Origin of the sequence: Paraburkholderia graminis C4D1M, from assembly GCF_000172415.1 — a bacterium.
Taxonomy (GTDB): Bacteria; Pseudomonadota; Gammaproteobacteria; order Burkholderiales; family Burkholderiaceae; genus Paraburkholderia; species Paraburkholderia graminis.
In genome coordinates this window covers 73,541-97,118 of the sequence record NZ_ABLD01000008.1, presented here as the reverse complement: position 1 = coordinate 97,118, position 23,578 = coordinate 73,541, and the positions used below count along the sequence as shown (strand labels likewise).

Genomic DNA, 23,578 nt, shown 5'->3' with positions numbered 1-23,578 from the left:
GGGCAGTCAGGCCCGTTCACGCGCGGATAGGGAGAGAACAACAGTGGATATCGATGTGCTGGAAAATCCGTTTCTTGCCAGCCTCGGCTTGACGCGCACGGCCTGGCGCGATGGCTATGCGGAGTTTCGCCTGAGCTTGCAGCCCGAATTGCTGAACCGGCAACGCGTGCTGCAAGGCGGCGTGGTGGCGACGCTGCTCGATGCGGCCTGCGGTTATGCGGGGCTGTATAGCGCCGATCCGCTGCGGCCGATACACGCGGTGACGCTGTCGCTGACGCTCAACTTCCTCGATAAGGGAGTGGGCGAGACCTTGATCGGCAAGGGCTTTCTCGAGCGCAAGGGGCGGTCGGTTTATTTCGCGCGCGGCGAGGCGTGGATCGATTCGAAGACGCTCATCGCCACCGCGCAGGGCACCTTCAAATATGCGGGCGGTTACGGCCGGCGCGAGCCGTCGAGCGCCCCGCCTGGCGAACTCGACTGAACCTAACTGACATGCGGCGGGCCGCAGCGCCGCGGTCCCATTCGCACGATCGCATTCGCAACCATCGCATGAATCCTTCTCATCCCTGTCATGAAGGATGGTCGTTTGCGTGTGCCGCCGCATTGCCTCATTGTGGCGATCAACAAGTGAAGCGGCGCCACGTGACGACGGCGTTCGCAATCCCGCATACGAATACGAATACAAATCGCCAAACTATCGGAGACACACGACGTGACAGACAGCTCGACTTCCCATCCGCTCGATCTGCGGGCATGGCTCGACGAGGCGCGCGCGCTCGGCGAACTGACCGACGTTTCGGGCGCGGACTGGAATCTGGAACTCGGAGCGATCAGCGAGTTGAACGTGAAGAAGGAGCGGCCCGCCGCGCTGCTTTTCGACGATATCCCCGACTATCCGCAAGGACATCGCGTGCTGACATGCAGCACCGCGAGCCCGGCGCGATTGTCGTCGATCCTGCGCGTCGGACATCAGCCGACGCATCGCGCGCTGGTCGAGACGTTGCGCGGCAAGCCGAAGCAATGGCAGGCGCATGCGCATGAATACGACCCGGTCACAGCGGCGAGCGGCCCCGTATTCGACAACGTGCAGACCGGCGGCGACGTCGATCTCTTTTCGTTTCCCGCGCCGTTGTGGCATGAGAAAGACGGCGGCCGTTATATCGGCACCGGCTGCATGGTGGTGACGAAAGATCTCGACTCGGAGTGGATCAATGTCGGCACGTACCGCGTGATGATTCACGACCGCAACCATGTGGGCCTCGACATGATTCCAGGCAAGCACGGCGCGATCCAGTACGACAAGCACATGAAGGCGGGCAAGCCGTTTCCGGTGGCGATCGTGATCGGCTGCGATCCGCTCGGCTACCTGATTTCAGGTATCGAAGTGCCGTTCGGCATGTGCGAGTACAACTATATCGGCGCGATCCTGAAGAAGCCGGTCTCCGTGGTGAAAGGGCAGTTGACGGATCTGCCGTTCCCGAGCGCATCGGAGATCGTGATCGAAGGCTATGCGCATCCGGGCGACGTCAGGATCGAAGGGCCGTTCGGCGAATTCCACGGCTATTACCCCGGCAAGGCGGAGACCGCGCCGGTGGTGACCATCGAGCGCATCTACTATCGCAACAACCCGATCATCATGGGCAGCCCGCCCGCGAAGCCGCCGAACGACTACTCGTATTCGAAGGCCGTGATGCGCTCGGCGTTGCTCGTCGATGCGCTTCAGGCGGCCGGCGTGCCCGATGTCGCCGGCGTGTGGGCGCATGAGATCGGCGGCGCGCGCATGTTCAACGTGGTGTCGATCCGTCAGCGCTATGCGGGACACGCGCGGCAGGCGGGACACATTCTCAGCCAGTGCGGCGTGGGCGCATACATGTCGCGCTATTCGATCGTGGTCGACGAGGACATCGATCCGGCGAATCTTCAGGAGGTGATGTGGGCAGTCGCGACGCGTACCGATCCGGACATCGATATCGACATCGTCAAACGCGGCATGGGGTCGAAGAACGATCCGATGTCGATTGCGAATCCGTACAAGGCGCCCTTCAACTCGAAGGCGATTATCGACGCGTGCCGTCCGTTCGATTTTCTCGCGGAGTTTCCGCAGGTTGCCGAGGCGAGCAAGGAACTGCAGGACAAGACGCGCGCGAAATGGGAACACATTCTCGGCTGACGGACGACAAGGAGAGTTGCACATGGAACTGACAGGCGAACAGATTTTGCCGCTGCCGCGCGAACGCGTATGGGCCGCATTGAACGACCCCGAAATCCTCAAGGCTTCGGTGCCCGGCTGCGAGTCGTTCGAACGCGTCGACGACAACCAGTTTCAGATGGTGATGGCTGCAAGCGTCGGCCCGATCAAGGCGCGCTTCAAAGGCAAGATGGTGCTGACTGATTTACAACCGCCGCAGTCGTATTCGATGACGTTCGAAGGATCGGGCGGCGCGGCGGGCTTCGGCAAGGGCGGCGCGCACGTCGATCTGCTTGCCGACAACGGCGGCACGCGGCTCGTGTACCGCTCGCATGCGCAGGTTGGGGGGCGTCTCGCGCAAGTGGGCGCGAGACTGATCGACGGTGTCGCGCGAAAAATGGCCGAGGACTTTTTTGGGCGCTTCACGGCGGCTGTGATTGGGCCGCAGCAGACGGCGGAAGATGAAGCACGCCCGGCGACCGCTTCTGCCGACGCTCACGCAGGCACGCTCGCCACTTCGCAGACAGCGGCAGGCACGAGCGCAAGAAACTGGATGTGGGCACTGGGCGTGGTGGTCGTCCTTGCGCTCGTCGCGGTGTACGCATTGCATTGATAACAACGACGGGATGCGTGAACGACGTATCGGGCGCCGCAGCCCGAACGCCGCTCGCGGCACCCGCAACAGGAGACGACGATGCAGGATGGCAATACGCTACAGGGCGCAGTCACACGCGACGACACGCAGACGGCGGCCGTCGAAGCGGCTGTCGACGCTGCAAGCGCGGCGCTGATTCGCCGGATAGAGAGCGTGCCGTTTTCGCGCTGGCATACGAAGGCGCGGATCATCGTCGGCAGCGCGACGTTCTTCGATGCGTTCGACGCGCTCTCGATCGCCTTCGTGCTTCCGGTGCTGATCGGCCTGTGGCATATCGAGCCGCTGGAGATCGGCGTGCTGATCGGCGCGAGCTACATCGGTCAATTCATCGGCGCGCTGACGTTCGGCTGGTACGCGGAACGGCGCGGCCGAATTCGCAGCGTGACGATCGCCATTGCGATCATGTCCGTGATGAGCATGGGCTGTGCGCTAAGCGGCAGTTTCGCGGTGCTGCTGGTGTGCAGATTCATTCAGGGAATCGGCGTGGGCGGTGAAATGCCGGTCGCAGCGACGTACATCAGCGAGTTGTCCAACGCTCACGGCCGCGGCAAATACTTTCTGCTATACGAACTGATTTTCCCGGTCGGTTTGATGGCGACCGGACAGATCGGCGCATGGCTCGTGCCGCTCATCGGCTGGAAGATCATGTTCTGGATCGGCGCGGTGCCTGGGCTTCTGATCGCGCTGCTGATCGCGCGCTTGCCCGAATCGCCGCGCTGGCTGATTTCCAAAGGACGATTCGACGAAGCGGAAGCCGTGGTCCGCGACATGGAAGCGAGCACGGATCGCCGCATCGAACCCGGCCGGCGCCAGCAGCCGAACAAAGGCGTGATGAATGCGCGCGCGGGCTGGCGCGAACTGCTTTCGCCGTTCTATCGCGGCCGCACGCTCGTCGTGTGGGTGCTGTGGGCGACCGCGTTTTTCATCGCGAACAGTTTGAACAACTGGCTGCCGACCTTGTATCGCTCGGTTTATCACCTGCCGCTGCAAACCGCGCTGCGAGCTGCGTCGATGACCAACGTCGCACAAGTCGCGCTGCTGCTGATCTGCGCGTATGTGATCGATCGCGTTGGCCGCCGCAACTGGACGGTGTCCGCTTTCTGTCTGGCGGCGATTCTGTTCGCATGCCTCGGGCTCTTTGCCGCGCACGACGTATGGAGCGCAATGGTGCTCGGCACGCTGAGTTATGGACTGATCGGTTCGATCGCGGCGGTGCTGTACCTGTACACGCCCGAGGTTTATCCCACCAGAATGCGTGCAACGAGCACCGGGCTCGCCACTTCCTGGCTGCGTCTTGCGTCCGCGGTCGGACCGTCGCTTGCGGGACTGCTGCTGCATAAGCGGGGCATCGGCTCGGTGTTCGTGATGTTCGCCGTGGTGGCGGTGGTCGGCGCGATTTGCGCACTCAGGATGACAGAGACGCGCGAACGAAGCCTCGAGGAAATCGCGCCGTGACAAGGCTGCGGGTTGCGATAAGCGCGCTCACTCATTAGCGAAATACGCTGGCAACCTGCAGCCGTCATAGAAGCGGTTGCCGCGAATCGCCTGCTGAAACTCCACCGACCGATACGCGTCAACGATGTCCTGCGTCGCGCGCGCATTGCGGTTGCCGGCCTTCACGACGACCTGGTTGATATACGGCGGCGTCATCTCTTCCAGCGCGAGCGCATCGGCCAGTTTGTGGCCGCTGAAAATCGCGAAATTGCCCTGAATTGCGGCGAAATCCACATCGTCGAGCGCGCGCGGCGCTTGCGCCGATTCGAGCGGAACGATCTTGATGCCGGCCGGATTGGCGATCACGTCGCGCTCGGTGACGTCGACGGGATTCGGGTTTGGCTTGATCCTGATCCAGCCGATGCGCTGCAGAATCTTCAGCGCGCGTTCGAGATTCACCGGATCATTCGGCACCGCGACGCGCGCGCCGGGTTTCACTTCAGCCAGCGTTCGGTGCTTCTTCGAATAGAGACCCATCGGCGGCGTCGGCACCTGCACCACGCCGACGAGGTCGGTCCCATTGCGCTCGTTATACGACTTCAGATAGACCTCGTGCTGCATCACGTCGGCGACAATCTCGCCGCGATATACGGCCTGATTTGCTTCGAGCCCTGTACTGAACTCGACGTACTTGATCGCATAGCCTTTCTTGCGCAGTTGCGGTTCGACACCCGCTTTGAATTCGTCCGCGTAAGGACCAGGCACGAAGCCGACGCGCAATTCCTGCGCGGTGTTCTTGCTATCGGCGGCATGCGCGCTAATGGACGTTAGCGCGGTGAGAGCGCTGAGCGTGGTGGCGAGCAGCAGCGCGCCGGCTGCGCGTTTTTTGAAGGGTGACGGGATAGTGATTGTTCGGAACATGACGATGAAAGTAGTGGCGATCGCACCGGCAACCGTGCAGCGTTGCTAGAGAACTTTGAATTCGAAGCAGTAGATCACGCGCCGTTTCGAACGCCAAACAACTAATTCTGCTTATCAATTGCGAGTTCTCACTCGCATGCAAGGCGCGATAAAACTGCCGGGAAATTGCAATTTAAAGTTCCCCTGAATTTCAAATGCACGGAGCAATCCGTAGCAAACCCGACTTCGATGTTTGTCTCCCGCATTTCGCGATCCTAAGATTGGACCCCTTTCAGCCGATGATGTTAACCACGACAACAAGGGGTAAAGATGAAACGAGTCGCTCTCACCAGCGCCGCCGGTCTGCTTGCAATCGCTCCACTCGCCGCTCAGGCGGAAAGCTCGGTCACGTTGTACGGGCTCGTGGATGCGGGCATCACCTACACGAACAATCAGAAGGGCGCGAGCAACTTCCAGCAGACGAGCGGCAAGCTAAGCGGCAGCCGATGGGGCCTCAAAGGCAACGAGGACCTGGGCGACGGCTGGAAGGCCGTGTTCACGATCGAGGGCGGCTTCCGTCCCAACGACGGTACGCTGGCTCAGGGCGGTCGCGAGTTCGGACGGCAGGCGTTTGTCGGCGTCCAGAAAACCGGCATCGGCACATTGACGCTTGGACGCCAGTACGAGCCGCTCGCCGATCTCGCGGCGCAATACGCGGGCTCCGGTTTCTGGTCGCCGTCGACCCACATCGGCGATAACGACAATCTGAACCAGACTTTCCGCGTCAATAACGCCGTCAAGTTCCGCAGCGACACGATTGCCGGATTCACGGTGGACGGCCTATATGCGTTCAGCAATCAGGCCAGCGGCGGCAGCGGAACAGGGTTCGGCAACAACCGCGCATGGGGCATCTCGGCGAACTACGTCAATGGACCGTTGTCGATCGGCGGCGGCTACGTAGTGCTCAATCATCCGGATACGACGTCGAATACGAGCGGTGCGGTCGGAGGCGCGTCGACCACGAGCGGCGACGATTACAGCGGCGCGCTCTTCTACGGATTGAACGGCGGCGTGGTGCGCCAGCAGATCGCGGTGGCGGGCACCAACTACGCATTCGGCCGCGCGACGGTCGGCTTTGCATGGAGTCACACGCAGCTCGACTACAGCGACGGCTCGTCGCGCAAGTTCAACAACTACGACCTGAATGCACGCTACCTGTTCACGCCTGCGCTGACGCTGATCGGCGTCTACACCTATACGGATGGCCGCGCGACGAATCTGCCGGGAACCAGCGGCGCGAATCTGAAGCCGCGCTGGCATCAGTTCACGCTCGGTGTCGACTATGCATTGTCGAAGCGCACCGACGTGTATCTGTCCGGCGTGTATCAGCTTGCCGTCGGCGATGCATCGACGCGGGTCGGCTCGGGCTACCGCACCATCGCGGCGATTGCCGATGCCGGCACGGCTTCGTCGACGAACCGTCAGGTCGCCGTGCTTTCAGGCTTGCGCGTGAAGTTCTGACCGGAGGCCGCGACGGCATGGCGCATGCATGCCGTCGTGGCTTATACGCGATACGCGATACGTGATTGAGTTGCTGAGTCGTTTCAGCCGCGCGCCGCTTCGGCGGCTTCGCGCGTCTTGCCGTGCTGAAGCCCGCGCGCCAGCAAACGCACCGAGGCGACACGTTGCGCGGCTTCCGTCACCGGATTATCGATGATGAATTCATCCACGCCATAGCGGTCTTGCAGTTCACTGAGCGCATCGTGCACCGCGTCGGATGTGCCATGCACGATGTGGTTCTCGCGTTCGTCGATGCGATGAGCGCCGCCGCCTGCCTGACGAACGAACTCTTCGGCCTGCGCGATGCTGCCCACCGTGACCGGCTGCTGATCGCCGACCTGCACGCGAAAACGCCGCGTGTCCGATGCGAGCCGCGCTGCTTCGTCAGCGCTTTCTGCTGCTATGACGGAGAGGGCCAGCAATGCCTTGCGTCCGTTCGATGCCGCGCGATAGCGCTCCAACGCGCGCTCGATCTCGTCCGGCGCGCCGTTGATGTGAGCCGCGTACACGAAGTCCCAGCCAAGCCGCGCCGCAAGCGCCGCGCTCTCGACGCTTGCTCCGAGCAGAAAAGGGCGCGCAGGCGAAGGCGGCAGCGGCGTGGCTCGCAGCACGGAACCGAACTGCTCGTCGCCGTCGGCAGCATCGTGTTCGCGATTCGCGGCGAGAGCATCGGCGAGATAGCGGTCCAGCTCGAACGCGAGCGCAGCGAAATCGGGCTTGTGCGCAGGGTCGCGCGCCGATTGCAGCGCGCGCGTCGAAAGCGGCAAACCGCCAGGCGCCTTGCCGATGCCGAGATCGACGCGGCCGGGCGCGAGCGAGGCCAGCAGATTGAAATTTTCCGCGACCTTGTAGGGACTGTAGTGCTGCAGCATCACGCCGCCCGAACCGACACGTATGCGATTGGTGCGTGCAAGGATATAAGCGATCAGGATTTCCGGCGAAGGGCAGGCGAGCTGACTCGTGTTGTGATGTTCAGCGAGCCAGTAGCGCCGGTATCCCCATGACTCCGCATGGCGCGCCAGTTCGACCGTGCGCCTGAGCGCCTCGGTCGGAGTCTCGCCTCGTGCGATCGGGCTTTTGTCCAGCAGGCTTAAAGCGTAGGCGGTCATGTGAGGTTCTGGAAGTACGGCATATATCGGGCTTGCGCGGCGCGACGAGCCGATCATTAGTACGGCGATGGTATTTCTCGATGAACGGCGCGGTCAAACAATCTAGAAGAATAAGTAAAGGCAAAAAGATTTGTTCGATGCGAAGACGCCGGCCGATGTTTAATGAGGCCAACGCCTCGAATTGCCGGCACTTTCCAGAGAACTGTCATATGCACCTGAATCCAATCGTCAGCGAAGTCGACTTCGACCTGGCCGGCCGGCACACCGGTTATCTGCGTCTGCCGCACTCCGTGCATCGTTCCGCATACGGCTGGCTGCCGTTCCCCGTCGTGTCGATACGAAACGGCAGCGGGCCTGTCGTGCTCGTGATGGCCGGCAATCACGGCGACGAATACGAAGGACAAATTCTCGCCGCGCAACTCGCGCGCGAGATCGATCCGGCCCATCTAACGGGGCAAATCATCGTGTTGCCGGCCGCGAATGCGCCCGCGGTCGAGCAGGGTCTACGGGCTTCGCCGATAGACGACGGCAATCTCAATCGCGCGTTTCCCGGCGACCCGCGAGGCTCGCCCACGCAGATCGCCGCGCATTACATCGAGCATGAATTGCTCGCGCGTGCCGACTATCTGATCGATCTGCATTCGGGCGGCAGTTCACTGCTCTATCACGGCGGCAACATGCTCGCGATCGAGCCGCGCGACGAGGCCGAGAAAGCGCGGCTAATCGATTTGCTGAATGCATTCGGTTTGCCGAACGCATTCATTCATCGCGAGAACCCGGTGCATGCGGCAGCGGCGGCGCGCCGCCAAGGCGCGGTGTCCATCACGACCGAACTCGGCGGTGCGGGCACGGTCAGCTCCGCGCTGATTCGCGAAGCGCGCCAGGGGCTGCTGCATTTCCTTGGGCACGTCGGTTTGCTGCATGGCCCGCTCGTCCCCGAATCGCCGCCTGCAAGCGTGCGTTTCAGACGCGTCGCCGGTGCGCGGCACTACGTTTATGCCTACGACAGCGGCGTTTACGAGCCGCTTGTCGAACTCGGCGACCGGGTAAGTCAGGGGCAACCCGCTGCGCGAATCCATTTCCCCGATACGCCGTGGCGCGAGCCGGTGATTCGCCATTTCGACAGCGACGGAGAAGTCGTTTGCAAGCGCGTGCCCGCGTTGGTCCGAAGAGGCGATTGTCTGTTTCATCTTGCAGAGGACGATCCAACGTTCTTTACGCAGCTCGCGCGCTGACGATGTTCTATTGACGGATACGCTGCGCGAATAACGCAATGCGATGCGCGAGCAATCGAACGGACAACAAAAAACGTTCGCCGCAGCGGCACCATATTCATATACCAATTGCTTGTTTAGCCGTCGAACGACTGCGCGCTATCGTGTGAATTCCACAAGACGAGCCGGCGCGTTCCGGTCGATCATCATGAGCTTTAGCGTTGTCGATACCACTCCGCTCGATCCGCTTGCCCAACCTCTGCTAAGCGCATTGCAGCGCGAATATACGACGCGTTACGCATCGTTTCACAAGGACAACGGCGAGTCGGCCGCGCAGGAAATCGCGCGTTATCCGGCCGAGGCGTTCGCTCCGCCGGAGGGCGCATTCATTCTGCTGCTGCGGGACGGCGTGGCGATCGGCGGCGGCGCGTTCAAGCGCTACGACGCGCGCACCGCGGAACTCAAACGTGTCTGGACACGCGACGATGTGCGCCGTCAGGGCCTCGCGCGCCGCGTCGTGCAGGAACTAGAACAGCGTGCGCTCGCCCAGGGTTATACGCGCGTTTATCTAACCACCGGGTTTCGGCAGCCCGAAGCCTGGGCGTTGTATGCGAATAGCGGCTACGCCAGCCTGTTCGATACGTCGTTGCCTCCCGAGGTGCATGTTCATCTGCGCTACGGGAAGGACCTGCTCGATCCGGGCCGCATCGATACCCTCGAAGACCTTCGCGCGAAACAAACCGATCTCGCGATCCGCTAAGCCCACCTGACATTCCAACGGAACACATGACGATGAGATTGCGCGCGCATCTTGCAACGCTTCTATTGGCGAGCATGGCCGGCATGACGGCCGGCAGTGCCCCGGCGCTCGCGGCGGCCCCGGGCTTCGATCTTAGCCCGGCGCAACAGAACCGCATTCGCGGCGCGGAGGACCCGGCCGCCATCAAGGCCATACCTTCGAACTTCGCCTTCGTCGCGAAGAATGCGTTGACGGTGGGCATCGTTGTCGGTCATCCGCCGATCAGCACCTATGCGAGCGATGCGAGAACGGTAGTCGGATTCGACCCGGACCTCGCGCAACTGATTGCGGACAGTCTCGGCAAGCATCTGAATGTCGTGATTCTCGCGTGGCCGGACTGGCCGCTGTCCCTTGCGTCCGGCAAGGTCGACGCGGTGATTTCCAACGTCACGGTGACGGAAGAGCGCAAGGCGAAGTTCGACTTCTCGACCTACCGGCAGGATCAGATCGGCTTCTATGTGAGGACCGATAGTCCGATCAGGCAAATCGCCGAGCCGAAAGATATCGCCGGTCTGCGGATCATCACCGACGCCGGGACCAATCAGGAAAAGATCCTGCTCGAGTGGGACCGGCAGAACGTTGCGCGTGGGCTCAAGCCGGTTTCCGTGCAGTACTACGACGACGATGCGGTGAGGTCGGTGGCGTTGCAGTCGGGGCGCGCGGACGCGATCTTGAGCGTGAATGCCGCGCTTGCCTACGATGCCGCGAGACAAGGCAAGACGCGCCAGGTCGGCACCTTGAGCGGCGGCTGGCCGCGCACGGCGGAGGTCGCGGTGACGTCGCGCAAGGGCAGCGGTCTTGCCGAGCCGCTCACCATCGCGCTGAACAATCTGATCCAGAACGGACAGTATCGCTCGGTGCTCGCGCGCTGGCATCTCGAGTCCGAAGCGATCGCGAAGGCGGCGACCAATCCGCCGGGCTTGCCGAAGTCGTGACGCGGCGGTCGAAAACGCATCACCGGCTTCGATCTTTCCTTCTGTCTGGCGAACGACATCATGAGCAAGAAGCACATCCCATTCGGCATCATGCTGCAAGGTGCCGGCAGCCACATGAACGCGTGGAAGCATCCGGCGGGACCGGCGGATGCCAGCGTCAATCTGGACTTCATGATCCGCACGGCGCAAAAAGCGGAAGCGAACGGCATTGCGTTCGCGTTCGTCGCGGACGGTCTCTACATCAACGAGAAATCGATTCCGCACTTTTTGAATCGCTTCGAGCCCATTTCGATCCTGTCGGCACTCGCCACGGTCACGTCGAAAATCGGTCTCGCGGGTACGGTCTCGACGTCGTATAGCGATCCGTTCACGGTCGCACGGCAGTTCGCGTCGCTGGATCTGATCAGCGGCGGCCGCGCCGGCTGGAACGTCGTCACGACGCCGCTCGAAGGCACCGCGAAGAACTACGGCGGATCGCATCCCGAGCATGCGTTGCGCTACGAAATCGCGGATGAATACCTGAGCGTGACGCAAGGGCTATGGGATAGTTGGGACGACGATGCATTCGTGCGCGACCGCGAGCGCGGCGTGTTTTTCGATCGCGACAAGTTGCATCCGCTCAATCACCAGGGGAAATTTTTTCAGGTAGCGGGGCCGCTCAATATCCAGCGCTCGCCGCAAGGTCAGCCGGTGATCTTCCAGGCCGGCTCGTCGGATGCGGGCATTGCATTGGCCGGCAAATATGCGGATGCCGTGTTCACGCATTCGGTCTCGGTCGAAGAGACGCGGCTTTTCGCGCAGCGCGTGAAGGACAGCGCCGAGGCGCATGGGCGTAGCCGCGACGACGTGAAGATATTCCCCGGTATCGGCCCGATTGTCGGCGCCACGCATGAAGAAGCCGAAGCGAAGTACCGCGCGATTCGCGATCTGCTCAATATCGACGAAGCGCTCGCGTATCTCGGCCGCTTTTTCGATCATCACGACTTTACGCAGTACCCGCTCGATGCCCCGTTCCCCGAACTCGGCGATCTTGGCCGCAACAGCTTCCGCTCGACGACGGACCGCATCAAGGCCAATGCCCGCAGCAACGGACAAACCTTGCGCGAAGTCGCACTCGAAGTCGCGACGCCGAAGACGCATTTTCTCGGAACGGCCGAACACGTGGTCGATGAACTGGTCCGCTGGATAGAAGCGGGCGCCGCCGACGGATTCATTCTTGGCTTCGCGGTGCAGGCGCAAGGCCTCGACGATTTTGTCCGCTACGTGATTCCCGAACTGCAGCGGCGCGGCCGTTACGAAACGACGCTCAGCGGCGCAACGCTGCGTGACCACTTAGGTTTGCCGCGCAAGGAAAGCCGCTACACGCTGACCGAAACTGCATGAACACACGCGAACGGACACCACAACGGACCGAGTACGAACGATGAACGAAGCCGCCAAAGTCGCCGTACAGGCGCCAGGGTCCGCACAAGGAGAATCGCAACGGGACCGCAACCGCTATCACGTCGTGCCCGCGAAGCATCGCGCGCGCACTGCCGGCGCCGCGCTCGCCGCTATTCTGATCGCGCTCGTGCTCGACTCCGTGCTCGGCAATCCGCGCTGGGGCTGGGGCGTATTTGCCGAATGGTTTCTGTCGGAACCGGTGCTCTCGGGACTCGGGCGAACACTGCTGCTGACGGCGCTCGGTGCGTCGATCGGCTTCGCGCTCGGCATGCTTATCGCGCTCGCAAGGGTCTCGCGTTCTCCGCTTCTTGCAGGCAGCGCGTGGGTGTTCGTGTGGTTGTTCCGCTCGATCCCGCTTATCGTTCTGCTGCTGATCCTCAACAACCTCGGCTATCTGTACGAGACGATCAGCATCGGCATTCCCTTTACCGGCATCGCATTCGGTAACTGGCCGACTACTGAAGTCGTCAGTCCTTTTTGCGCAGCCGTTCTCGGCCTGACGCTGCATCACGCCGCTTTTTCGGCGGAAGTGATTCGCGGCGGCATTCAGTCCGTCGATCAGGGGCAGCTCGAAGCGGCCGCCGCGCTCGGACTGCCGCGGCTTCGCCAGGCGCGGCGCATCGTGCTGCCGCAGGCCATGCGGGCCATCGTGCCGACCGCGTTCAACGATCTCATCTCGCTCGCGAAAGGATCGGCGATGGTTTATGTGCTCGCCATGCCCGAGCTGTTCTACACGGTGCAGATCATCTATCGGCGCAATCTCGAGGTCATTCCGCTGCTGATGGTGGCAACCGTCTGGTATCTGATCATTCTCTCGGTGCTCTCCGCGATTCAGGTGTACGTGGAGCGCTATTTCTCGCGCGGCGCGACGCGCAGCACAACGCCGTCGCCATTCGAAGAGGCGATCAAGGCGCTTGCAGGATTCGTGCTGCGCCGGCGCGAAACTGCATTTGCCGGCGAGTCGCGGCTTGCCGACGCCATCGCGCCGAGCGAGTCGAAAATCCCCGGCGCTGCGAATCCGTGGATCGACCAGCGCACAGGCGGCGAGATCGTCATCCAGAAGGTCTCGAAGAGCTTCGGCGCACTCAAGGTGCTCGACAACGTCTCGCTCACCATGCGTCCCGGCAGCGTCACGGTGATCCTCGGTCAATCCGGCTCCGGCAAGTCGACGTTGCTGCGCACGATCAATCATCTTGAACGCGTCGACGACGGTCTGATCGATATCGACGGCGAACTGATCGGCTATCGCCGCGACGGCATGACGCTCTACGAACTAAAGGAGCGCGACGTGCTGCGGCGTCGCGGCGACGTCGGCATGGTGTTTCAGAACTTCAATCTGTTCCCGCATCTGAGCGTGCTGGACAACATCGTCGAGGCGCCGGTCGCGCTTGGCCGCTTGCCGCGCAAGGAAGCGGAGCAGCTCGCGCAGGATCTGCTTGCGCGTGTCGGACTCGCGGACAAGGCGCACGCGTGGCCGCGGCAATTATCGGGCGGACAGCAGCAACGCGTCGCGATTGCGCGCGCGTTGGCGTTGAGGCCAAAGGTTCTGTTGTTCGACGAGCCGACATCCGCTCTCGATCCCGAACTGGTGAACGAAGTGCTCGACGTCATCAAGGAACTGGCGCGCTCCGGCACCACGATGGTCATCGTCACGCACGAGATCGGCTTTGCGCGGGAAGTGGCCGACACCATCGTGTTCATGGATCGCGGCCGGGTGATCGAAGCCGGTCCGCCAGCGAGCGTGCTGAATCAACCGCAACATTCCCGCACGCGCGAATTCCTGTCGCGTGTGCTCTGACCACTCCTTCTTCGCAACACGATGATCAACAGGCGCAGATTCGTCATGACGGGCATCGCGGCGGCGTTGGCGACGATCGGCCGCGCATATGGCGCGCAGACCGGCATCGACCTCAGTCCGCAACAGCCCGGACGCATACGTACCGGCAAAAACGAGCAGGCGATTGCGGCAATCGCGAATCGCTACCGGTTCGTGAGGGAAGGGCTTTTCACAGTCGCCATCTCGCCGCATGGTCCGCCGACCGCGACTTACGCGACGGATGCGCGGACCGTCGTCGGTTCGGATGCGGACTACGCGCAACTGATCGCCGACGCCCTGGGACTGAAGCTCGACATCGTGCCGATCACGTGGGCCGACTGGCCCCTGGGCTTGACGTCGGGGAAATACGACGCGGTGATCTCGAACGTCGGCGTGACGGAGCAGCGCAAGGAGAAGTTCGACTTCACCACTTACCGTCAGGGCTTGCACGGCTTCTATGTGCGAACCGCCAGCCCGATACGCCACATCGCGGAGCCGAAAGACATTGCGGGCCTGCGCGTGATTACCGGCTCGGGGACGATCCAGGAAAAGATCATCCTCGAATGGAACCGGCAGAACATCGCGAAAGGACTGAAACCCGTCGAGCTCCAGTATTTCGACGACGATGCGGCAAGCCGCGTTGCGCTGCTCTCCGGCCGGGCGGACTTGGAGTTCAATCCCAATGCGCCGCTTGCCTACGACGCCGCGCGAAGCGGCGCGATTCGCCAGGTGGGAACCGTGAATGCGGGCTGGCCCGCGAGAGCGGACGTGGCGATTGCAACGCGCAAGGGCAGCGGACTTGTCGACGGCCTGACACTTGCCACCAATGGCGTGATCGCCGACGGCACGTACGCGCGCGCGCTCGCGCGCTGGGGGATTCAGGCGGAAGCGCTGAACCGCTCCGAAAGCAACCCGCCGGGCCTGCCAAAATTCTGATCCAATTCCAATGACCTTCCGTTCCGTTTTTCCCGGCGCGTCGCTGCGGCACGCCCTGTTTCGTGGTTCGCGCCTTGGCGTGTCGATGGTGCTAACCGGCGCGCTGCTGATGAACGGCGCTTCTGTCCACGCCGCGCCCACCGGCACACTCGTGTTCTGCTCCGAAGGCAGCCCCGCCGGCTTCGATCCGGGCCAGCATACGACCAGCACCGATTTCGACGCGAGCACCAATACCGTCTACAACGGACTCGTGCAGTTCCGCCGCGGCACGCTCGATCTCGAACCCGCGCTGGCGACGAGCTGGGACATTTCAGCGGATCAGCGCACGTACACGTTTCATCTGCGCGGCGGTGTGAAGTTTCATACGACCGCATGGTTTCGACCGACGCGCGACTTCAACGCCGACGACGTGCTGTTTACGTTCAACCGGATGCTGCATGCCGACGATCCGTTCCGCAAGGCGTATCCAAGCAGCTTTCCGTATTTCAGCGACTTGGGCTTCGACAGGAACATCGAGAGCATAGAGAAGATCGATGCTCTGACCGTGCGCTTTCGGCTCAAGGAGCCGGACGTGATTTTCGTGCGCAATCTCGCGATGAGCTTCGCGTCGATTCTGTCGGCGGAATATGCGGAGAAGCTGAGCGCCGCGCATCGCGAGGCGGACATCAATCAGTTGCCGGTCGGAACCGGGCCGTTCGTGTTCCGCTCGTACCAGAAGGACGCGCTGATCCGTTACGACGCCAATCCCGTCTACTGGCGCCCGGACGACGTCAAGCTCGCGCATCTGATCTTTGCGATCACGCCTGATCCGGCGGTACGCATGCAGAAGCTGGCAAGCGGCGAATGTCAGGTGTCCGTGTTTCCACGTCCCGCCGATCTCGAGGTTGTGAAGCGAAACGCCGCGCTTACCGCAGTTTCGGGCGTCGGCTTCAATGTGGGCTTCGTCGCCTACAACACGCAACATGCGCCGCTCAATCGCGTGGAAGTGCGCCGCGCACTCGATATGGCCATCGACAAACCCGCGATCATTCAATCGGTCTTCTCGGGCAATGCAACCATTGCGTCGAATCCGATGCCGCCCGCGCAATGGTCGTACAACAAGCAGTTGAAGGACGCACCTTACGATCCCGCAAAAGCCAAAGCGCTGCTTGCGCAGGCCGGCTTTCCGAACGGCTTCGAGATTTCGCTATGGGCGATGCCGGTGCAGCGCCCCTACAATCCGAATGCGCAATTGATGGCGCAACTGATCCAGCAGGACTGGGCGAAGATCGGCGTGCGCGCGAAGATCGTGAGCTACGAGTGGGGCGAATATAACCGCCGCGCGAAGCAGGGCGGCGAACACGACGCGATGCTCTACGGCTGGTCAGGCGATAACGGCGATCCCGACAACTGGCTCGGCACGTTGCTCGGGTGCGATGCGGTGCACGGCAGTAACGTGTCCAAGTGGTGCGATCCGGCGTTCAACGCGTTGATCGACAAGGCGCGCGCAGCCGCGAACGTCGACGAGCGCACGGCGCTTTATCAGCAGGCGCAGGTCATCTTCAAGCAGCAGGTGCCTTATACGCCGATTGCGCATTCCATCGTCTCTCTGCCTGTGTCGAAGCGTGTGAAGGGGATGGTGTTTTCGCCGCTCGGCAGTCATCGCTTCGAAGGCGTGTGGTTGGAGTGATCGCGTCTACGTCGAGGCGACGTGCGGGACGACGATGCGATGGCATCGCATCGCATCGCCCCGGCGGTCGGCTCGAACTACGCCGTTGCGGCCGCTTCACGCCGCAACAGATGGCGGCTGAACGGACGCGGCAGCGCGAAGTGGTCGCGCAGCGTACGTCCTTCGTAATCGGTGCGGAAAATGCCGCGTTGCTGCAGCAGCGGAACCACGCCGTCGGTGAAGTCTTGAAGCCCGCCCGGCAGAACATCCGGCATCAGATTGAAGCCGTCGGCGGCGCCGCCTTTGAACCAGTGCTCGATGTCGTCGGCGATCTGTTCCGGCGTGCCGACGACGACACGATGTCCGCCGCCGCCCGCCAGCGCGCGAATCAATTGACGCGCCGTGTAGCCATGCGTGCGCGCCTGCGCGAGCGTGGCGTGGAAGAACGTGTGATTACCATTGCCGCCGCCGGGCAATGCGAGATCGTCGGGCAGGCGTTCGTCGAGTTTCAGGCGCTCGACAGCGATGCCCAGTATGCCGGCCAGTCGCGTGAGGCTATACGTCCACGGAATCAGATCGACCAGTTCATCGCGACGGCGCAAAGCCTCGGCTTCGGTTGCGCCGATGATCGTCGTGAGCCCCGGCAGCACGCGAATCGCATCGCTGCCGCGGCCCCATGCTGCCGCTCGCGATTTCAGTTCATGCGCGTAGGCGGCGGCTTCGTCGAATGATTGCGATGCGGAAAACACGGCTTCGGCATGGCGGGCCGCGAACTCGCGTCCGTCAGCCGAGCCGCCGGCCTGGATCAGCACGGGATGACCCTGTTCGCTGCGCGGCAGATTGAACGGGCCGTCGACACTGAAGTATTTGCCGCGATGCTCGATGCGGTGCACCTTCGCCGTATCGATGAAGCGGCCGCTCTCCTTGTCGCCGATAAAAGCGTCGTCTTCCCAGCTATCCCACAGCGCCTTCACGACCTCCGTGAATTCGGCCGCGCGCTCGTAGCGTTGCGCGTGATCGGGCACGGCGTCGCGCCCGAAGTTGCGCGCCGAGCCGAGATCGGCGGTCGTCACGATGTTCCAGCCGGCGCGGCCCGCGCTGAGCTGATCGAGCGTGGCGAAGCGGCGCGCGATGTTGTACGGCTCGTTATAACTCGTCGACGCCGTGCCGATGATGCCGATATGCGTGGTGGCCGCGGCAATGGCGGCGAGCAACACGGTCGGCTCGAGTGCGGTGATCGGGCGGAAGTCGATCTGATCGGCAATCGACGCGTTATCCGCGAGAAACACCGCATCGAACTTCGCGGCCTCGGCGATCTGCGCGACGCGAACGTAGTGAGCGACATCGACGAACGCGCGCGGATCGGCCTCGCGCGTGCGCCATGCGGAAGGGACAAAGCCGGAGTGGAGGATGTTGACGTTCAGATGAAGCTGGCGAGGCGGATCGGTTCTCATGGTCGTGTCGAATGCGGGAGAAGTCAGCAACGAACGTGCTGACCGATTCGATCATTGTCGATGAGCGCGGCGGTCGCGACCACGAAGGAATTGTGGCATCGATATGTATGCGGGGACTAAGCGGGCGACGTCAGCGCCGTTGACACGCGCGCTCGCAACGCGGGCAAAACATCGGCTTCGAACCAGGGATTGCGCTTGAACCATGCGATGTTGCGCGGCGACGGATGCGGCAGCGGCATCACGCGCGGCCCGTATTCCTGCCACCGGGTGAGCGTGTCCGTCAAGGTTGGTCCGCGTGCGTCACCGAGTCCGAATTGTTGCGCGTATTGTCCGACCAGCAGTGTGAGCCTGACCGCACCGAGGTGTTGGAGCAGCTCCTGGTGCCACCGGGGCGCGCACTCTGGCCGTGGCGGCAAATCACCGCTGCGGCCGCGGCCTGGATAGCAGAACCCCACGGGAACGATGGCAAATTTCGAATCGTCGTAGAAGGTGGCGTCGTCGACGCCGAGCCATGCGCGCAGGCGCGTGCCGCTCGCATCGCTCCAGGGTATCCCCGACGCGTGCACCCGTGCACCGGGCGCCTGACCCACGATGAGAATGCGCGCCTGTGCCGACGCGGCCAGTACCGGCCGCGGTGCATGGGGCAGCTTCGACGCGCAAAGCGTGCAACTGCGAATGTCGCTTAGCAGCTTATCGAGCATGACGATTCCGTAGTTGTTTGCCGGGGGCACGGCGCTGTCGGAACGAACCGACTGGTTCGACGCGGCCGCATAGTCTTATGCCCCCGAAGAGCTGCGCCGTGGGTGGTAACGGCCGGATAGCTTAGCATCTGCTCGCAATCGACTACTGCGATTCCGCCGACGAAGCCTGTCGAACCCGCACCGCTTCACGCCTCGCCCAGGCCGCGATACATTCCGATACCTCGCCGACACACGTGGGATACATAGCGCGCTTCTAATCGCTGCATGGCGCCGGGCGCGAGCGTTGTCAGCTCGCCTGAAGGACATTGAACACGTGTCGTCAGAGTCCCGTCGATAGATCAATTGCAAACGATAAGGAAGCTCGCAAATGACTGGCGACAAAGTGTGGTTTATCACCGGCTGTTCCGCGGGGCTGGGGCGCGAGCTTGCCGAAGCCGTGCTCGCGAGCGGTCATCGGCTCACCGCTACGGCGCGGGACACGGCACGGCTGCGGGCTCTGGCCGACAGGTACGGGGATCGCGTTCGCGTGATCGCGCTCGACGTGACCGATCCGGTCGCGGCGCGGGACGCGGTCAGTCTCGCCGTCGAGCAGTTCGGCCGTCTGGACGTGCTTGTGAACAACGCGGGCTACGCCGACCTGGCTTCAATCGAAGACGCGACCGATCAGGCGCTGCGCGAACAGATGGACGTCAACTTCTTCGGTGTTTGCAATCTCAGCCGCGCAGCGTTGCCGGTGATGCGCAAGCAGCGCGCCGGTCACATCATGCAGATTTCGTCTGTCGGCGGACGCGTCGGAGGACCGGGGCTCGCGGCCTATCAGGCGGCGAAGTGGGCGGTAGGCGGCTTCTCCGAAGTGCTCGCCAAAGAGGTCCGCGACTTCGGCATCAAGGTCACGGTGATCGAGCCAGGGTCGATGCGGACGAACTGGGCCGGTTCGTCGATGACCATTCCCGAGATCAGCGAAGCCTACCTGCCGGTCATCGGTCCGGTGGCGGAGCGCCTGCGCCGCAGTGACGGCAATCAGCCGGGCGACCCGGCGCGCATTGCCCAGGTGCTGCTCAATATCGCCGAAGTGCCGGCGCCGCCGTTGCGCCTGCTGGTCGGCAGCGACGCGGTAGCGGTAGCCGCCGATGCCGCGAGGTTTCGCGCCCAGGAGGACGCCGAATGGCGCGCGGTCAGCGAATCCGTTGCATACCCGCCTGCTGACACTGCACACGTCGCGCAAGCCACGCAAGCCGGCGGCGCGGATTGATACGGCCGCGATCCGCGAGACCGCTCACCGTCGTCGTTCATCTCCGATCCTGATTTCGCCATGGGCCCATTCAGCGCCTTCTTCGTGCTCATCGGCACCTTGCTCACGGCGAGCGGGTACGGGGCGACGTTTTTCCTGTCGATGCATTTCCGGTCTCTCGGGGGCAACGATCTGGATACCGGACTCGCGCTGGCGGAAGCCACGGTTGGCACACTGGTAGGCGTGCTCGTGGTGGGCCGGTTCGCCCGGCGTATCGGCAGCGCGCGCACCACCGCGCTAGCGGCCCTGTGCATTGGCCTCGGCGTGATCGGCTTTGCTGCGGTCGACCGGATGAGCGCACCTGGCATTCTCCCCGGCTTTCTCGTGGGCTTCGGCTGGGGAGCGTTCTGTCTCGCCGCGCCCATGTCGTTGACGGAACGCACGAGCGACGCCGATCGCGGATTCTGGTTCATGCGCTTCGGTACGATCCAGATGGCGGGCATTGGCGGCTGTCCCGCCGTGGCCGCAATGGCGATCCGTTCGTGGCACTGGCCGCTCACCAGCGTGTTCTACGTGGTCGGCGGCTTATGCGCGGTCGCCGCGCTGATGCTCGAAGCGTTCGGGCGGGTATCGCCGCACCGGGACGAAGCGCCGGTGCAGCAGGACTGGCTGCGCGAGTCGGGTGCTGTCTGGCGAACGCGCGCCGCGTATCCGATCGTGATGATTTCGCTGTGCGCGTGCGTCTTTTCGGGGTCGATGACGTTTCAGATGTCCATCATTCGCGGCACGCATGCGCAAGCCGGCACGTTCTTCAGCCTCTATGCGGTGACGGTCGTCGTTGCGCGATGGCTGCTCACGCGCGTCGTAGTCAGGCTATATCACGGAGTCGCGACCAGGCTTCTGCTGGCGATCATGGTGCTCGGCACCGCGGCCATGTTCGTCGTGCCGTACCAGCCGGCTTTTCATTCGATAAGCGCAGTACTGCTGGGCATCGGCTACGGGCTCGTCTATCCGACCATCCAGGCGCAGGCCGTGAACGACTGCGCGGCGACGCACCGGCAGCCCGCGCTCACGTGGTTCGTCGTGGCGTACTTCATCGGCACGTTCGGTTTCCCGGCAGTGGCTAGCTGGGTGCTGGTTCATATAGGCACGCCCGCGTTGATCGGATTGATGGCGGCCTGCGGTGTCGGCGCGCTTGTCCTCGCGGTCATGCGCGACAGGCACGCGATTGCGCCGTTGTCCAATGCGTGACGGAGCTCGGCTTGCTCGTGGCGCGCCGCGCGACTTCTGCTGTAGCTGATTGGTATGCCGCATGAAGCGACCATCGCTGACGATGGCCGCAAGCGTTCGATGGGCCGGATACATTTCGATACGTCGCCGAAACACCGCCGATACATTGCGCAGTTCAAATTGAAACACCCCTGATTCGCAGCGGCGCAGCGGCGCAACGGCGCAGCGAAAGGCGTCGCAGTCGCTGCGGCGAAGCAGGTGCGCGGCGTCACGTCGATGAGCAGCAAACCGACGCTGCGCGAGCAAGGCGGCGTTAAGCACCAGCTTTTGCTCTTCCCGCTACGAACATACCGGCTTCTGGAGATCAGTCGATGAGAGTGCTATCCGACGACGACATCGTGGTTCGCACATTGCTGAATGTCCTCGATCCTTCCGCGGAACAACTGGACGCCTGCGCGCGGAAGAAGCCTTTGCCGCTCAAGCGGTGCCGCATAGGCACGCGTTCGCCGATGGCCGACGCATCCCACCATCGCGCGAGCCGGCCGGCCCGGATTGCGGTAGTGGAATGGTTGTCGCCGGCGACCATCAGCGTATCGTGGAGCGACTCGTGCATCGGGCGCTACGCCGAGCAGATATGGTGCAGCGGACTCGCGCGGGTCGGTTCCGTATGCGCGCTGACAGGCCGCGCAGTCAGACGCGGCGACCGGATATTCCGCCCGCGTATCCGGCAGATGCGGGTGCCCGGCAATCGCGATCAGGTGATCCTCGCGGAGGCGATCGGACAGCGCACCGATCTGCCAATAGAAGGCGCTGCCGGCTGGCCGTTTTGAACCGCTACACGTGCGACTGGATGCATGCCTGCATACGGTTGGCATCGACACTGGAGGCTACATGAGTGAACTATGGCAATTGTCCGCAACTGAACTGGCGAGGCGTGTGAGAACGCGTGAAGTGTCCGCTCGCGAAGCGGCGCAGTCCGCGCTTCTACGTCTCGATGCGGTCAATCCGCTCATCAACGCGGTCGTGGCGCACCGGCCCGACTGGGTGCTGGAGCAGGCGGACAGCGTCGACCGCGCGATTGCTCGCGGTGAAGATCCGGGGCCGCTGGCGGGCGTGCCTGTCACGACCAAGATCAATACCGACCACGCGGGTTTCGCCACCACCAACGGCACGCGTTTGCAGGAAAACCTGGTGGCCGAGGTGAATAGTCCCGCTGTCGATAATCTGCAAAAGGCCGGCGCCGTGCTGCTCGGCCGCAGCAATTCGCCGACTTTCGCTCTGCGCTGGTTCACCTCCAACCAGGTTCATGGACGCACGCTCAATCCGCGCGACCCATCGCTCACGCCGGGCGGGTCGTCGGGCGGCGGAGCAGCGGCAGTCACCGCGGGTATCGGGCAGATTGCGCTCGGCACGGATATCGGCGGCTCGATACGCTATCCGGCTTACGCATGCGGCATCCACGGACTCAGGCCGACGTTCGGACGCGTGCCCGCGTTCAACGCGTCGTCGCCCGAACGCCCGATCGGTGCGCAATTGATGTCGGCCACGGGTCCGATGGCGCGCACGGTGCCGGATCTTCGCCTCGGCCTCGTTGCACTGGCCGCGCCCGACTTGCGCGATCCCTGGTATCTGCCGATGCCGCTCGAAGGACGCGCGGTGCCGTTGCGTGCCGCGCTTTGCCTGCGTCCGGGCGGCCTGCAGATCGTCAAGGAAGTCGAGCACGCGTTGCTGGACGCGGCCCAACGCCTTCGCGACGCAGGCTGGCGCGTCGACGAGATCGACGACACACCGTCGATGCGCGAAGCCGCGCAATTGCAGGAACGTCTGTGGCTCGGCGACGGTTTCGAGGCGCTGGCCGACTCGGTGGCGCGCGACGGCGACCCCGGCGCGCAAGCGGTGGTGAACGCGGCGCGCCTGAAAGTGAAAGACCTGCCGGCCGACGTAATCAGCCGGTCGCTGGTGCGCCGCACGAGCTTGCTACGTGAATGGCGGCTGTTTCTCGATCAGTATGCGGTCGTGCTGATGCCGGTGTCGGCGGAGCTTCCGTTCCCGGACGATCTCGATCAGCAAGGCGCGGCGGGCTTCGACCGCGTATGGGAAGCGCAACTCACAATGCGTGCGCTGCCTGCGATGGGTTTGCCGGGTCTTGCCGTCACGACGCAACTGGTGAACGGCGTGCCGGTGGGTGTGCAGATCGTGGCCGCGCATTACCGCGAGGACTTGTGTCTGCTCGCGGGTGAAGCGATCGAAGCACGCGGCACACCGCTCTCTCCGGTTATGCCGGTCACTCCGCTTACGTCGCTTACGCCGCGCGTCTGAGCCGGC

General features: G+C 63.1%; 20 protein-coding genes. 16 read left to right on the top strand and 4 right to left on the bottom strand.

Translation table 11 applies throughout. The annotated features are described in order from the left end of the window. Positions 1-43 precede the first annotated feature (43 nt). The 4 genes from BGRAMDRAFT_RS15885 (at position 44) to BGRAMDRAFT_RS15870 (ending at position 4,298) form a co-directional block, all read left to right on the top strand. Positions 44-481: a PaaI family thioesterase gene (locus BGRAMDRAFT_RS15885; RefSeq protein ID WP_006049803.1), complete on the top strand. Its 438-nt coding sequence runs from the start codon at positions 44-46 to the stop codon at positions 479-481. 231 nt (positions 482-712) lie between these two features. After that, the gene (locus BGRAMDRAFT_RS15880; protein WP_006049802.1) at positions 713-2,170 is read left to right on the top strand and encodes a UbiD family decarboxylase; all 1,458 of its coding nucleotides are present in this window, start codon (positions 713-715) and stop codon (positions 2,168-2,170) included. A gap of 22 nt (positions 2,171-2,192) precedes the next feature. Continuing rightward, positions 2,193-2,801 carry an SRPBCC family protein gene (locus BGRAMDRAFT_RS15875; protein ID WP_006049801.1) on the top strand — a complete coding sequence of 203 codons (609 nt, stop codon included), beginning with the start codon at positions 2,193-2,195 and terminating at the stop codon, positions 2,799-2,801. Between the two features lie 81 nt (positions 2,802-2,882). After that, entirely contained in the window at positions 2,883-4,298 is a 1,416-nt protein-coding gene (locus tag BGRAMDRAFT_RS15870; RefSeq protein ID WP_006049800.1) for an MFS transporter, read from the top strand. 27 nt (positions 4,299-4,325) lie between these two features. Here BGRAMDRAFT_RS15870 and BGRAMDRAFT_RS15865 read toward each other — a convergent pair whose 3' ends face one another. Further along, positions 4,326-5,198 carry a MetQ/NlpA family ABC transporter substrate-binding protein gene (locus BGRAMDRAFT_RS15865; RefSeq protein WP_006049799.1) on the bottom strand — a complete coding sequence of 291 codons (873 nt, stop codon included), beginning with the start codon at positions 5,196-5,198 and terminating at the stop codon, positions 4,326-4,328. Positions 5,199-5,507: 309 nt separating this feature from the next. On the opposite strand from BGRAMDRAFT_RS15865, the gene BGRAMDRAFT_RS15860 reads away from it, so the two are divergent. Further along, positions 5,508-6,698: a porin gene (locus BGRAMDRAFT_RS15860; protein WP_006049798.1), complete on the top strand. Its 1,191-nt coding sequence runs from the start codon at positions 5,508-5,510 to the stop codon at positions 6,696-6,698. Positions 6,699-6,781: 83 nt separating this feature from the next. Here the strand turns inward: BGRAMDRAFT_RS15860 and BGRAMDRAFT_RS15855 are convergent, their stop codons facing one another. Then, positions 6,782-7,846, bottom strand: coding sequence for an LLM class flavin-dependent oxidoreductase (locus tag BGRAMDRAFT_RS15855; protein WP_006049797.1), 1,065 nt, complete (start codon positions 7,844-7,846; stop codon positions 6,782-6,784). Between the two features lie 209 nt (positions 7,847-8,055). Between BGRAMDRAFT_RS15855 and BGRAMDRAFT_RS15850 the strand changes: the two genes are divergently transcribed. From BGRAMDRAFT_RS15850 to BGRAMDRAFT_RS15820, 7 genes are all read left to right on the top strand, one after another. Next, entirely contained in the window at positions 8,056-9,081 is a 1,026-nt protein-coding gene (locus tag BGRAMDRAFT_RS15850) for a succinylglutamate desuccinylase/aspartoacylase family protein (RefSeq protein WP_006049796.1), read from the top strand. A gap of 187 nt (positions 9,082-9,268) precedes the next feature. After that, positions 9,269-9,820, top strand: coding sequence for a GNAT family N-acetyltransferase (locus BGRAMDRAFT_RS15845; RefSeq protein WP_006049795.1), 552 nt, complete (start codon positions 9,269-9,271; stop codon positions 9,818-9,820). 32 nt (positions 9,821-9,852) lie between these two features. After that, on the top strand, positions 9,853-10,794 hold the full coding sequence (locus BGRAMDRAFT_RS15840; protein ID WP_006049794.1) for an ABC transporter substrate-binding protein: 942 nt from the start codon (positions 9,853-9,855) through the stop codon (positions 10,792-10,794). 60 nt (positions 10,795-10,854) lie between these two features. Next, positions 10,855-12,177, top strand: a complete 1,323-nt coding sequence (locus BGRAMDRAFT_RS15835; protein ID WP_006049793.1) for an LLM class flavin-dependent oxidoreductase — start codon at positions 10,855-10,857, stop codon at positions 12,175-12,177. A 40-nt stretch (positions 12,178-12,217) separates the two neighbouring features. Next, a complete protein-coding gene (locus tag BGRAMDRAFT_RS35860; RefSeq protein ID WP_006049792.1) occupies positions 12,218-14,035 on the top strand; it encodes an amino acid ABC transporter permease/ATP-binding protein in 1,818 nt (605 codons plus the stop codon). A 21-nt stretch (positions 14,036-14,056) separates the two neighbouring features. Further along, the gene (locus BGRAMDRAFT_RS15825) at positions 14,057-14,989 is read left to right on the top strand and encodes an ABC transporter substrate-binding protein (RefSeq protein WP_044021184.1); all 933 of its coding nucleotides are present in this window, start codon (positions 14,057-14,059) and stop codon (positions 14,987-14,989) included. A gap of 85 nt (positions 14,990-15,074) precedes the next feature. Beyond that, positions 15,075-16,658, top strand: coding sequence for an ABC transporter substrate-binding protein (locus BGRAMDRAFT_RS15820; RefSeq protein WP_044021217.1), 1,584 nt, complete (start codon positions 15,075-15,077; stop codon positions 16,656-16,658). Positions 16,659-16,735: 77 nt separating this feature from the next. Here the strand turns inward: BGRAMDRAFT_RS15820 and BGRAMDRAFT_RS15815 are convergent, their stop codons facing one another. After that, a complete protein-coding gene (locus BGRAMDRAFT_RS15815; RefSeq protein WP_006049788.1) occupies positions 16,736-18,091 on the bottom strand; it encodes an LLM class flavin-dependent oxidoreductase in 1,356 nt (451 codons plus the stop codon). 116 nt (positions 18,092-18,207) lie between these two features. Next, positions 18,208-18,792 carry a uracil-DNA glycosylase family protein gene (locus BGRAMDRAFT_RS15810; protein ID WP_006049787.1) on the bottom strand — a complete coding sequence of 195 codons (585 nt, stop codon included), beginning with the start codon at positions 18,790-18,792 and terminating at the stop codon, positions 18,208-18,210. A gap of 367 nt (positions 18,793-19,159) precedes the next feature. Between BGRAMDRAFT_RS15810 and BGRAMDRAFT_RS15805 the strand changes: the two genes are divergently transcribed. The 4 genes from BGRAMDRAFT_RS15805 (at position 19,160) to BGRAMDRAFT_RS15790 (ending at position 23,572) form a co-directional block, all read left to right on the top strand. After that, positions 19,160-20,044 (top strand): oxidoreductase, encoded by an 885-nt coding sequence (locus tag BGRAMDRAFT_RS15805; protein ID WP_006049786.1) that lies wholly within the window; start codon positions 19,160-19,162, stop codon positions 20,042-20,044. Between the two features lie 60 nt (positions 20,045-20,104). Then, complete coding sequence (locus BGRAMDRAFT_RS15800; RefSeq protein ID WP_006049785.1) at positions 20,105-21,274, top strand: MFS transporter; 1,170 nt, start codon at positions 20,105-20,107, stop codon at positions 21,272-21,274. Positions 21,275-21,624: 350 nt separating this feature from the next. Beyond that, the gene (locus BGRAMDRAFT_RS15795; RefSeq protein ID WP_006049784.1) at positions 21,625-22,083 is read left to right on the top strand and encodes a DUF3331 domain-containing protein; all 459 of its coding nucleotides are present in this window, start codon (positions 21,625-21,627) and stop codon (positions 22,081-22,083) included. Positions 22,084-22,144: 61 nt separating this feature from the next. Further along, the gene (locus tag BGRAMDRAFT_RS15790; protein ID WP_006049783.1) at positions 22,145-23,572 is read left to right on the top strand and encodes an amidase family protein; all 1,428 of its coding nucleotides are present in this window, start codon (positions 22,145-22,147) and stop codon (positions 23,570-23,572) included. Positions 23,573-23,578: the final 6 nt, after the last annotated feature.

Bases quoted from the DNA above. Each gene is read 5' to 3' on its own strand.
- BGRAMDRAFT_RS15840 (WP_006049794.1), top strand. From the start codon at position 9,853: ATGAGATTGCGCGCGCATCTTGCAACGCTTCTATTGGCGAGCATGGCC.
- BGRAMDRAFT_RS15820 (WP_044021217.1), top strand. From the start codon at position 15,075: ATGGTGCTAACCGGCGCGCTGCTGATGAACGGCGCTTCTGTCCACGCC.
- BGRAMDRAFT_RS15815 (WP_006049788.1), bottom strand. From the start codon at position 18,091: ATGAGAACCGATCCGCCTCGCCAGCTTCATCTGAACGTCAACATCCTC.
- BGRAMDRAFT_RS15855 (WP_006049797.1), bottom strand. From the start codon at position 7,846: ATGACCGCCTACGCTTTAAGCCTGCTGGACAAAAGCCCGATCGCACGA.
- BGRAMDRAFT_RS15795 (WP_006049784.1), top strand. From the start codon at position 21,625: ATGAGAGTGCTATCCGACGACGACATCGTGGTTCGCACATTGCTGAAT.
- BGRAMDRAFT_RS15850 (WP_006049796.1), top strand. From the start codon at position 8,056: ATGCACCTGAATCCAATCGTCAGCGAAGTCGACTTCGACCTGGCCGGC.
- BGRAMDRAFT_RS15870 (WP_006049800.1), top strand. From the start codon at position 2,883: ATGCAGGATGGCAATACGCTACAGGGCGCAGTCACACGCGACGACACG.
- BGRAMDRAFT_RS15865 (WP_006049799.1), bottom strand. From the start codon at position 5,198: ATGTTCCGAACAATCACTATCCCGTCACCCTTCAAAAAACGCGCAGCC.
- BGRAMDRAFT_RS15860 (WP_006049798.1), top strand. From the start codon at position 5,508: ATGAAACGAGTCGCTCTCACCAGCGCCGCCGGTCTGCTTGCAATCGCT.
- BGRAMDRAFT_RS15800 (WP_006049785.1), top strand. From the start codon at position 20,105: ATGGGCCCATTCAGCGCCTTCTTCGTGCTCATCGGCACCTTGCTCACG.
- BGRAMDRAFT_RS15790 (WP_006049783.1), top strand. From the start codon at position 22,145: ATGAGTGAACTATGGCAATTGTCCGCAACTGAACTGGCGAGGCGTGTG.
- BGRAMDRAFT_RS15805 (WP_006049786.1), top strand. From the start codon at position 19,160: ATGACTGGCGACAAAGTGTGGTTTATCACCGGCTGTTCCGCGGGGCTG.
- BGRAMDRAFT_RS15875 (WP_006049801.1), top strand. From the start codon at position 2,193: ATGGAACTGACAGGCGAACAGATTTTGCCGCTGCCGCGCGAACGCGTA.
- BGRAMDRAFT_RS35860 (WP_006049792.1), top strand. From the start codon at position 12,218: ATGAACGAAGCCGCCAAAGTCGCCGTACAGGCGCCAGGGTCCGCACAA.
- BGRAMDRAFT_RS15835 (WP_006049793.1), top strand. From the start codon at position 10,855: ATGAGCAAGAAGCACATCCCATTCGGCATCATGCTGCAAGGTGCCGGC.
- BGRAMDRAFT_RS15825 (WP_044021184.1), top strand. From the start codon at position 14,057: ATGATCAACAGGCGCAGATTCGTCATGACGGGCATCGCGGCGGCGTTG.
- BGRAMDRAFT_RS15845 (WP_006049795.1), top strand. From the start codon at position 9,269: ATGAGCTTTAGCGTTGTCGATACCACTCCGCTCGATCCGCTTGCCCAA.
- BGRAMDRAFT_RS15810 (WP_006049787.1), bottom strand. From the start codon at position 18,792: ATGCTCGATAAGCTGCTAAGCGACATTCGCAGTTGCACGCTTTGCGCG.